The organism is Lachnoanaerobaculum orale (assembly GCF_003862485.1).
In the GTDB taxonomy this organism is placed as follows: domain Bacteria; phylum Bacillota; class Clostridia; order Lachnospirales; family Lachnospiraceae; genus Lachnoanaerobaculum; species Lachnoanaerobaculum orale.
The window spans coordinates 1,286,005-1,297,364 of sequence record NZ_RRCM01000001.1 but is presented as its reverse complement, the minus strand read 5'-3'; the positions used below and the strand labels follow the sequence as shown (position 1 = coordinate 1,297,364).

10 protein-coding genes are annotated in these 11,360 nt (G+C 37.4%); 9 read left to right on the top strand and 1 reads right to left on the bottom strand.

Going from position 1 to position 11,360, the window contains the following annotated elements; translation table 11 throughout:
- Window positions 1-1,209: IS1634 family transposase (locus tag EHW90_RS06265; protein ID WP_124952648.1), on the bottom strand; the 1,209-nt coding region annotated here is incomplete at its 3' end.
- Window positions 1,210-1,785: 576 nt separating this feature from the next.
- Here EHW90_RS06265 and EHW90_RS06260 point away from each other — a divergent pair.
- The 9 genes from EHW90_RS06260 (at window position 1,786) to EHW90_RS06220 (ending at window position 11,359) form a co-directional block, all read left to right on the top strand.
- A complete protein-coding gene (locus EHW90_RS06260; protein ID WP_167456748.1) occupies window positions 1,786-3,555 on the top strand; it encodes a DNA-directed RNA polymerase subunit alpha C-terminal domain-containing protein in 1,770 nt (589 codons plus the stop codon).
- A 159-nt stretch (window positions 3,556-3,714) separates the two neighbouring features.
- Window positions 3,715-4,716, top strand: a complete 1,002-nt coding sequence (gene mreB, locus EHW90_RS06255; RefSeq protein ID WP_009447480.1) for a rod shape-determining protein — start codon at window positions 3,715-3,717, stop codon at window positions 4,714-4,716.
- A gap of 1 nt (window position 4,717) precedes the next feature.
- On the top strand, window positions 4,718-6,952 hold the full coding sequence (recD2, locus tag EHW90_RS06250) for an SF1B family DNA helicase RecD2 (RefSeq protein ID WP_124952029.1): 2,235 nt from the start codon (window positions 4,718-4,720) through the stop codon (window positions 6,950-6,952).
- On the top strand, window positions 6,945-7,670 hold the full coding sequence (locus EHW90_RS06245; protein ID WP_124952028.1) for a ComF family protein: 726 nt from the start codon (window positions 6,945-6,947) through the stop codon (window positions 7,668-7,670). Before recD2 ends, EHW90_RS06245 begins: the two co-directional genes overlap by 8 nt.
- A 64-nt stretch (window positions 7,671-7,734) precedes the next feature.
- A complete protein-coding gene (locus EHW90_RS06240; RefSeq protein WP_124952027.1) occupies window positions 7,735-8,361 on the top strand; it encodes a hypothetical protein in 627 nt (208 codons plus the stop codon).
- A 100-nt stretch (window positions 8,362-8,461) separates the two neighbouring features.
- Window positions 8,462-9,160, top strand: coding sequence for a UMP kinase (gene pyrH, locus EHW90_RS06235; protein WP_124952026.1), 699 nt, complete (start codon window positions 8,462-8,464; stop codon window positions 9,158-9,160).
- Between the two features lie 41 nt (window positions 9,161-9,201).
- Window positions 9,202-9,756 carry a ribosome recycling factor gene (frr, locus tag EHW90_RS06230; protein WP_009447475.1) on the top strand — a complete coding sequence of 185 codons (555 nt, stop codon included), beginning with the start codon at window positions 9,202-9,204 and terminating at the stop codon, window positions 9,754-9,756.
- A 95-nt stretch (window positions 9,757-9,851) separates the two neighbouring features.
- Entirely contained in the window at window positions 9,852-10,559 is a 708-nt protein-coding gene (locus EHW90_RS06225) for an isoprenyl transferase (RefSeq protein ID WP_124952025.1), read from the top strand.
- Window positions 10,559-11,359: a phosphatidate cytidylyltransferase gene (locus tag EHW90_RS06220; protein ID WP_124952024.1), complete on the top strand. Its 801-nt coding sequence runs from the start codon at window positions 10,559-10,561 to the stop codon at window positions 11,357-11,359. Before EHW90_RS06225 ends, EHW90_RS06220 begins: the two co-directional genes overlap by 1 nt.
- Window position 11,360 lies beyond the last annotated feature (1 nt).

Below are 11,360 nucleotides of genomic sequence, written 5' to 3'. Positions count from 1 at the left end.
ACTAATAAACCTGGCAGGGTCATTAGGATTTCGCCTTTCTTTTTTGATGCTACCTTTTTCAAGCATTAGCTTAGCTCTGTCAACTTGTTTTTCTCTAATAGTTTTTTGGTATTTGGCATATTTAGGTGAATATGTGATGATAAGTCTCTGAGATAAATCTTTAGGCGTATACGGAGCATCTTTGTAATATATAGCCTCATCATCCCTTGATATTTCTGATAAATCTACTACTTTATCATCAGACAAACGTTTAAATCCTTTAGTGTCTAAAGCCCATTGTCTATCTTGTGCATTAAGCTTTTTTATAGATTGTGTAACGACAAAGGCTCTTTCGCCCATATGATTGTATTTTCTTATTTTTTCCGAACCGAGTCCTGCATCGCTACAGTAAATAAACTTTTGACAGTCAAACTCGTTTAAAATCTTTTCTTCAAGAGGTTTAATAGAAGTTTGCTCATTAGCATTACCCGGAAATAGAGAAAAAGCAAGAGGAATGCTGTCACCATCCATAAACATCCCCATTTGTACTATAGGGTTTGGTCTGTGTTCCTTACTTTTGCCATATTTCTTAATTCCGTCTTCATCTTCAATCTCAAAATAATAATTGGTGCAATCATAAAAAAGAATCTTATCATTGCGTTTTCCTAATAAGTGGCTGTTTTTATAAGTTTCAGATTGTATAAGGTCACATTCTTTAGCAAGTACATTTAAAGAACGGTACACGTCATGTAGTTGGTAAGACGGCGGCTCCAAAAAGTCCAGTGCACATTTATAACTTGAGCGTTTACTGGAAGGTTCAAGTATTCTTGAGTAAATCAAATCTGATAATATCGAGTTGATATCAAACTTGAAGCTATATTTATCCCTTATTTTTCTGCAAACTTTATCCAAGCCAAGTTTATAATAAAAGTATTGCAAAAACAGATATCCCCCACGATAGAAGACTTGTTGTTGAGGTTGAAGTCTTTTATTGGAGTTAAAAGAAATATTTACTGTTTTTTCTTCTTTATATTTTTGTGTTTCAAGTCTTGCCTCAGCACGAGCCCATTCCATTACATCATCTCTGGTAGGTCCGTGCTTTTTTAATAAATCAGCAAGCGTACCAAGTTTGCGTACATTAACAGAGGTGCTAACACCTTTGTCATTAATGAAACTTTTAGAAATATAGAATGACTCAGCATTTTTTGATTTTGATGTAGTAACTTTCATAGGGAACCTCCAACCCCTATTATACCACACAATACTATAAAATACTATATAATAAAACGAAAATTTTGACAAATTTTTCAACTAAGAAATATAGGCTATATGCGGGTTGTGAGACTTTTTTGAAGCTTATTTATGTAAACAAACTGTCAAAGACCCGCGAGTAATTTTGCAAAGTTGTTGTTTATATTTCTAAATGATTTCAATTTTTCAAAATCCATGATTGATGCTCCTCTAATTTTATTCTAACGATTATATAACAAAATACATAATATAAAAAGTGCAATAATAAGATCTACTTGTATTAACTCCGGATTTGTGCTAGTATGGAGTAGTAAAATTTAACAGGTATATTTGTAGCCATTGTTTTTAGAATGAATCGTACTACCCAGGGGGTAGTGCGTCAATTTTAAAAGCAATGGCTTTTTGCTGTGCTTTTTTGCACCTTGAAAATTAAATCCGCAGATGCAAATGACGTCCGGCCGGGGAAGTATGCGATGACAGACAGTGAGCATGCCAAGGAAGCGCCATTGCAGACTGCGACTAAAAAATAACTTAAAAACGAAAAGAGGTATGGCAATGAATAAAACAAATGAAATACGTAAAGAATATTTAAGTTCAACATCAATAGTATATACAGGTGCATTTAACGGTGAGGTATACAATGTCAGTGACAGGTTTATGACCTATGGGATGTATTTAAAAGAAGGTGAGACTTTGGGATTTGAGATTGTAATGAAGTCCGGTGAGCCTTATAAAAACTACATATATTTGGATTCTGACAAGGAGGTCTGCGCAGATGAATTTGACTGGATTTTCGGTAATTATGCAAAGGTAATTCCTGATAAGTATATTTTGGAAGATAAAACACCAAAAAATGATAGAATAAAGTATAGAGCGGTTGCCTGTGAGAGTATGAATATGAATTTTATAGATGAAGATATACTGTATACGAGTCACAAATCCGAATATTTTGAAGCAATGTGTAAAGAGATAAGCGAGGTTGGCGGACATATCAGTGTGATTATTAAAGCCGGAGGAAATAAAGACGGTAATGCCGGAAGTATTATCTTTGATTTTCCGCAAAGAATATCCAAAAAGCTTAAATCACTTATAAGTATGGTCTTTTACGGTTGTGTCTTGGAAGAAGTGAGGGATGAAGTAAGTGATAATAGTATAAGTAAAAATAATTTAAGGGGTTATATTATTATTCTTTTGAAAATACTTGGCTTGCAACAAAAGTTGGATAAAGACTCCATCGACAATCTTGAACTTGGAGTTCGCTCCTACAATGCATTAAAAAAAGCGAATATAACATCTATAAAGAAGCTTCTTGAGATGTCCGATGAGGAACTTCTTAAGGTCAGAAACCTTGGCAGAAAGAATGTTGCAGAGATCAGAACACAGCTTATTGAAAAGAATTATATAAGTTCATGTGAAGATGAATTCTTTGAAAATATGGAAATTCTCGAATTTCATCCAATACCTGAAGACATTTTTGATGATATAGTTGATAAGCGTAACTATATGGATGAATTGCAGGCTTTGGTAGGTATAAAGTCCGCAAAGGATCAGGTAAAAAAGATTTTGGCATTTGCAAAGATGAGAAAGGCTATGGAAGAAAAGGGAGAACAATTGGAACCTATAACTTTGAATATGGAGTTTGTAGGAAATCCCGGTACAGCCAAAACCACTGTAGCAAGGATTGTGGCAGGGGTATTAAAAGAAATCGGCATTATAACATCAGGAGAGTTCATAGAGGTGGGAAGAGCCGATCTTGTGGCACAGTATGTGGGTCAAACAGCCCCGATGGTAAAGAGTGTATTTCAAAGGGCCAAGGGAGGAGTGCTCTTTATAGATGAGGCATATTCTCTTTTAGACAAAGGAAATGGAAGATTCGGTGATGAAGCTCTAAATACGATTGTTCAGGAAATGGAAAATAACAGAAAGGATACTATAGTAATATTTGCAGGTTATCCTGATGAGATGGATGAGTTTTTCTTGCGAAATCCGGGTCTTAGATCAAGAGTACCTTTTAGAGTGAGATTTGATGACTATACGACAGATGAACTTAGTGATATCTGTGAGCTTGAAGCCGGTAAAAGAGGATTTTTAATAGATGTGAAGGCAAAGGAGCTTATCAAAGAAATATGTGAAAGCTCTACTGGGAATATCGAAAACGGTAATGGAAGATTTTGCAGAAATCTTGTAGAAAAGGCTGTTTTAAACTTTGCACTTAGAAATTACGGGGGTGATGAAGCGGCTGAAAATATTGAATACATATTAAAAAAGGAAGATTTTAATGATATAACCGTTTTTAATAGGAAGAAAACAGCTATAGGTTTTTAAAATTTGCTTCGTAGGCCAATTAGAAGCGGATTTACATAGAAATATATTTTTTTCTTTATAAATTATTTCTAAATATTGATATTGGCTAAATTGATTATTTGTTGTAGAATAGAAGTCAGTGTATTAAATTAAATTTTTAAGAGTAGTTTGGAGGAGAATATGTTTGGGTTTACATCCAATGATATTGGTATAGATCTTGGAACAGCGAGCATCTTGGTATACATCAAGGGCAAGGGTGTTGTACTTAAAGAGCCAAGTGTTGTTGCTATAGATAGAGAGAACGGAAAGATACAGGCAATCGGTGAAGAGGCAAGACTTATGATTGGTAGAACACCGGGTAATATAGTTGCCGTAAGACCGCTACGTCAAGGTGTTATATCAGATTATACTATTACAGAAAAGATGCTCAAATATTTTATAGATAAATCAGTGGGCAAGAAGACATTCAGAAAACCTAGAATTGCAGTATGTATTCCGTCAGGTGCTACCGAGGTTGAGAAGAAGGCTGTAGAGGATGCTACATATTCTGCAGGTGCAAGAGAAGTAAAGATTATTGAGGAGCCTGTAGCGGCAGCTATCGGTGCCGGAATCGATATTTCAAAGGCTGTCGGAAATATGATAGTTGATATCGGTGGCGGTACTGCAGATATTGCGGTTATCTCACTTGGAGGTACTGTAGTAAGTACTTCAATAAAGATAGCAGGTGATGATTTTGATGAAGCTATCGTAAGATATATGAGAAAGAAGCACAATCTTTTGATCGGTGAGAGAACTGCCGAGGATATAAAGATTACTATCGGTGCCGCATACAGAAGACCTGAGGTACTTACTATGGAAGTAAAGGGTAGAAACCTTGTAACAGGTCTGCCAAAGACTATAGAGGTAAACTCAGACGAGACACTGGAGGCACTTCGTGAGCCTGCAATGCAGATCGTGGATTCAGTTCACAATGTTTTGGAGAGAACACCACCTGAACTTGCAGCCGATGTATATGAAAGAGGTATCGTGCTTACAGGCGGCGGTTCACTTCTTTCAGGTCTTGATGCACTTATTGAAGAGAAGACAGGTATCAATACCGTTATTGCGGACAATCCTTTGACAGCCGTTGCAATCGGTACAGGTAAGTTCATCGAAGGTGTAAAGGGAGAATTAAAAAAATAATATGCAGACAGTATCGGGCTATATTGAAAAAATCATTTATAGAAATGAGAATAATGGCTATACTGTACTCAGCGTGGAAGGCGACGGTGATGATTATGTTTTTGTCGGGACTTTCAACTATATCGCTGAGGGCGAATTTATAAAGGCAAAAGGAAATATGAAGCTGCATCCAAACTATGGAGAGCAGCTTTTTGTCGATGAATACGAAATCATAGAGCCGAGAGAGCTTGACAGTATTGAGAAGTATCTGGCATCTTCCGCAATAAAAGGAGTCGGCGAGGCACTGGCAAAGAGAATTATTAAAAAATTCAAACTGGACACTCTAAGAGTAATGGAAGAAGAGCCTGAAAGACTTGTGGAAGTAAAGGGAGTGAGTGCCAAGCTTGCCAAGTCTATAAGTGAGCAAATACAGGAAAAGAAGTCGATGCGTGATGCCATGATTTATTTGCAAAAATTCGGTATCAGCATGAAGCTTGCGGCAAAGATATATCTTGAGTATGGCAGCAAAGTCTACAATATCGTAGAGACCAATCCATACAAGTTGGCGGATGATATTGACGGTATCGGCTTTAAGATTGCGGATGATATTGCAAAAAAGGTGGGAATTACTGCAGATTCAAAGTTTCGTGCTGTTGCAGGTATAGAGTACATACTTTCAAATGCCATGCTCTCAGGTCATCTTTATCTGCCTGAGAGTATACTGCAAAATGAGTTTTTGGAGCTGTTTGGTGAGAATATATTTGACTTTACTTCGCTTCTTATTGAAATGCAGATGGAAAAAAGAATTGTTGTAAAAAAATCCACTGAAAATAATGTATATCTTACACAGTCCTACTATACGGAAGCTGCCGTTGCAAAGATGCTTGTGGATATCAATATCAAAGAAAAGTATGATTCAAACAAAGTGGAAGAAAAAATACTTGCTATTGAGAAAAAAGAGGGCATTGTCCTCGACGATTTGCAAAGGCAGGCGGTAATAGAATCTATAAGCAGCGGTCTTATAATTATTACAGGAGGCCCCGGCACAGGTAAGACAACCACTATAAATACTATTATAAAGTACTTTGAAAGTGAGGGAGAGAGTATCTCCTTGGCTGCTCCTACAGGAAGGGCGGCAAAGAGAATGTCCGAGGCGACTTCTTATGAAGCCAAAACTATTCACAGATTGCTTGAAATCACTCCAAACAGCAATGAAAATTCGACAAGCATAGGCACACATTTTGAGAGAAATGAGGACAACCCGCTTGAAGCCGATGTACTTATAATAGATGAGGTCAGTATGGTGGATATTTTCCTTATGAATGCTTTATTAAAAGCCGTTGCAATAGGTACAAGACTTATTCTTGTAGGAGATATAAACCAGCTTCCAAGTGTAGGACCGGGAACCGTACTTAAGGATATTATAGAGTCTGATTGTTTTAATGTTGTGAGACTGAATAAAATCTACAGACAGTCAAATCGAAGTGATATTGTAATAAATGCCCATAAGATAATGACAAATGAAGAGATTGACCTCTCTAAAAAGAGTAATGATTTTATCTTTATCAAGCAGAGCAATCCCGACAATGTGATGGAGTCCGTTATATCACTGGTTCGCGACAAGTTACCTTCCTATGTAAATGCTGCAAGCAATGAGCTTCAGATAATGACACCTATGCGAAAAGGTCCTTTAGGTGTGGAAGCCCTAAACTCATTTTTGCAAAAAAGCTTAAATCCTTCAAGTAAGCAAAAAAAGGAAAAAGAGTACGATGCTACAGTCTTTAGAGAAGGCGACAAGGTAATGCAGATAAAGAACAATTACCAAAAGGAGTGGTTTGTATACAATGATAAAAAGATGCCTGTAGATAAGGGACTTGGTGTATACAACGGCGATATCGGCACTATAAGTGAAATAGATATGCTCTCTGAAAGTTTTTGCATTTGCTTTGATGACGGTAAGGTCTGTGAATATGAATTTTCAGAGTTTAACGAGATAGAGCTTGCCTATGCCATTACAGTACATAAGTCACAGGGAAGTGAGTATCCGGCAGTGATTATCCCTATATATAAGGGTCCTGCCATGCTTATGAACAGAAATCTTATCTATACCGCCATTACCAGAGCTAAAAAATGTGTGGTACTTGTCGGTATACCTGAAGTATTTTATACAATGGTACAAAATACAAAGGAGATGGCAAGGTACACCGGACTGAAAGAAAGGATAACAGAGCTTGTGGCGCTCCAGGAAGATGACTGATATTTTAGGTAAAATAATTGATGAGATAATTGAATCCGTATTCCCTAGAAGATGCCCGGTATGTGGTGAAATCGTAAAAGAAAAGGGGCATCTGATATGCAAAAAATGTATTAAAAAGCTTCCTTTTGTAAAATCCCCCTACTGTATAAGATGCGGTAAGGAGATGATTTCTGAAGATGATGCTTACTGTGACGACTGTAAAGGGGAAAGAGAGTTTACAGCCGGAAGAGCTCTCTGTAATTATACCGATGATTTGGCACATATTATACTTAAGATAAAGTACGGCAATAAAAGGGAGTATATTGAAGGGTTTGCAAAGCTTCTGGCTCTCAGATACAAAAAGTTTTTGTATGTTGCAAATATTGACTGTATTATGCCCGTTCCGCTGAATAAGTCAAGGCTAAGACAGAGAGGATTTAATCAGTCTGAAATACTTGCCGGATGTCTTTCAAAGTATCTTGATATTCCTGTATATACAAAATGTTTATACAGGATAAAAAAGACTAAGGACCAAAAGGGACTAAGCAGAGCGGAGAGACTTCATAATCTTGACAATGCATTTGTAGTAAAGGAATTTCCTAATAAAGTCAAAAATGTTTTGATTGTGGATGATGTTTATACCACAGGTACTACCATAGAAAAATGTGCGAAAATCTTAAAAGATGCGGGAGCAAATGAAATTTATTTCTTAACCATATGTACAGGAGGCATAAATTAGTAGTAAAATATCCATAGGTCAGTAGTTTTAGACATAATAATTTACTTTTTGGAGGACATATTTTATGAAGAAGAGTTTGTATCTGTTACCGGTTATGCTTTTAATGCTTTCTGCTTGTGGAAATAAACAGGCAGATGTGGGGACATCTGCCAAGGTAGAAGACAGCACTGTAAATACTTCACAAAACGAAAACAGCAGCACAAAAGAAGCTTCACAAAAGGATAATAACACTACCAAAGACGGGCAAAGAGTCGATAAGGATTTTGGAAGCTTTGTTGTGGCTGACGGATTTGGGGAAGCTAAGGAGCAGTCGGGAAACGGAAGATATTTTTATGTGGTAAAGGGACATGAACATGATATGAGACCCGATAATATCTCAATAAATGAGGGACATCAAAATTATAATCTTGATGAAAGTGAAAAGTTTGCACAGTCTACCACATGGCAGTTAAATACACAAATAAAACAATACGGTATGGATGCTTCAGTTTACGGTTCATCAGGAAAAACCGATGTAGGCGATATAATGTATATCTTTGATATAAAGTTTAATGACAGTGATGAGATAGATCGTCAATACTATATATTAAGAGATAAAAAATATGTGATGGTCTTTATGTCAAACTTTGACGGTGATGAATCTGTAAATAAGGCGGCCGAGCTGATGGCAAAGAGTTTTGAATGGAAATAAATTTTCTACTTGCAAACTCCAAGGGTTTATTTTGACATTGTATAACTATTTCCCCTATGGTATACTTGACACATATTACAAGTAAAGGATAGAGGAATCTATGCAAAATAAAAGAGTAATGTTGAAATTAAGTGGCGAGGCCCTTGCAAAGCCTGAGGGCGGCTACAATGAAGAAAAGGTAAGAGACATTGCAAGGCAGTTAAAGCCTTCACTGGCTGAGGGGTGTGACATAGGTATTGTAATCGGCGGAGGTAACTACTGGAGAGGCAGAACATCTGAAGCTATTGACAGAACAAAGGCTGACCAGATCGGAATGCTTGCAACTATTATGAACTGTATCTATGTGTCTGAAATATTCCGTTCTGAAGGAATAGATACCGCTATATACTCGGCATTTGCCTGTGGAGATATGGCTGAGCTTTTCTCAAAGGACAAGGTAAATGAGAGCTTTTCAAAAGGCAAGGTGGTATTTTTTGGAGGCGGTACAGGACATCCGTATTTCTCTACAGATACAGGCATTGTGCTTAGAGCTATCGAGATGGATGTGGATATGATACTTTTGGCAAAGTCTATAGACGGAGTTTATAATGCAGATCCTAAGCTTGACCCTAACGCCAAAAAGTATGATAAGCTTACTATTCAAGAGGTTATTGACAAGAGACTTGCCGTAGTGGATTTGACGGCGTCTGTTATGTGCCTTGAACATAAGATGCCGCTTGCGGTATTTGATTTGAACGAAGAGAATTCAATAAAGAATGCACTTGAAGGCAAAATAAACGGAACAGTTGTGACAGTGTAAGCTTTGCTTATGCATAGTAAACATAATATTAAGGAGAATTTATGCAAGAGAGTATCAAAAAGTTTGAAGAGAAGATGAATAAGTCTATCGAAGTTTTGCTTGAGGAGTATGCTTCCATAAGAGCCGGAAGAGCAAATCCTCATGTACTTGACAGAATAAAGGTGGAGTACTACGGAACACCTACACCTCTTCAGCAGGTAGGTAATGTTTCGGTTCCTGAGCCTAGAATCATCCAGATTTCACCTTGGGAGAAGTCTCTTTTAAAGGAAATAGAGAAGGCTATAAATATGTCGGACCTCGGTATCAATCCTACAAATGACGGCTCATGTATCAGACTTGTTTTCCCTGAGCTTACAGAGGAGAGAAGAAAAGAGCTTGTAAAGGATGTAAAGAAAAAGGGCGAGGCATGTAAGGTGGCTGTCAGAAATATCAGACGTGACGCTATAGATGCCATAAAGAAGCTTGAGAAGGCCGGGGATTTTACAGAGGATGATGTAAAGGACGGCGAAAACAAAATACAAAAGATCACAGATAAGGCTATTGAAAGAGTAGATAAGGCTATTGAAGACAAATCAAAGGAAATATTAACAGTTTAATTAGCCGACTTTATATAGTAGGGACATAGGTTTCTAGAGTTTAAGAAGGTGGGCTTCCACCTTCTTGTTTTATAGTTTAAAGTGAATGGAGTACAATGGAGAACTTAGTTATACCAAAAAGCATCGCCATAATACTTGACGGTAACGGAAGATGGGCAGAAAGAAGAAATTTGCCAAGAGCAATGGGGCATAAAGCAGGATGTGAGACGCTTGAAAAAACTGTGGAAGACTGTGTACGTCTGGGTGTAGAGTGCCTTACAGTATATGCCTTTTCCACCGAGAATTGGAAGAGGTCTGCGCTTGAAGTGGGTGCACTTATGAAGCTTCTAAGATTCTATATGGTCAAGCTTATTGATGTTGCCAATAAGAATAATGTAAAAGCGGTGATGATAGGCGATGAGAGCAGATTTGAACCCGATATAAGAAAGGGAATAAAAAAGCTTATTGAAGCCACAAAGAATAATACGGGAATGGTTTTTGCCTTTGCTATAAACTACGGCGGCAGAGATGAGATAAAAAGGGCTGTGGAGAATATAGCAGATGATGTGGAATCGGGCAAGATTTCAAAGTCCGATATCAGTGAAGAACTTATATCATCATATCTTGATACAAAGAATTTGCCTGACCCCGATTTGCTTATCAGAACAAGCGGAGAACTTAGAGTGTCGAACTTTTTGCTTTGGCAGATAGCCTACAGTGAGTTTTATATTACAGATACACTGTGGCCTGATTTTGACAAGGAAGAGCTTTTAAAGGCTATAGAAAGCTATAGCCATAGGCAGAGGAGATTTGGAGGTCGTTAATGTTTTTTAAAAGACTGATAAGCGGAATAGGCCTTTTGATAGTTGCCGTTTCGGCTTTTTATATCGGAAGTATTCCGCTTGCAGTGTTATCTGCGCTTGTTTCAATCATAGGTCTTTTTGAGTTTTACAGGGCTCTTGGTTTGGATAAGAAAAATATTGCATATTTGGGATATATATACTCACTTGTATACTATTGCCTGGTATATTTTAAGCTGAATCAATATATTTTCTTTTCAATAATTGCATTTTTAATGATTATATTTGCGATATATGTCTTTACATTTCCGAAGTATAAGACTGAAGAGATATCACTTGTATTTATGGGAGTGATTTATATTCCGGTACTGTTTTCTTATGTATACAATACCAGAACATATGCCGACGGCAAATATCTGGCATGGCTTATACTGATATCCAGCTGGGGCTCGGATACCTGTGCTTATGTAGTTGGATCGCTTATAGGAAAACACAAGATAGCTCCTGTACTAAGCCCTAAAAAGTCTGTAGAGGGAAGCATAGGAGGAGTATTGGGTGCGGCTCTTATAGGAGGCATAGTAGGCTTTATTTTGTCCAAGCATTTTGTAAATATAGGATCGCCTGCATTTACCTGTGCCGTTTCATGCGGTATCGGTTCCGTTATATCACAGGTGGGAGATGCTCTTGCCTCGGCTATAAAGAGAAATCACAATATAAAAGACTACGGAAATTTGATTCCGGGGCATGGCGGCATACTTGACAGATTTGACAGTATGATTTTTACAGCCCCTGCAGTCTTTTTTGCAATATATTTTTTAGGATAAG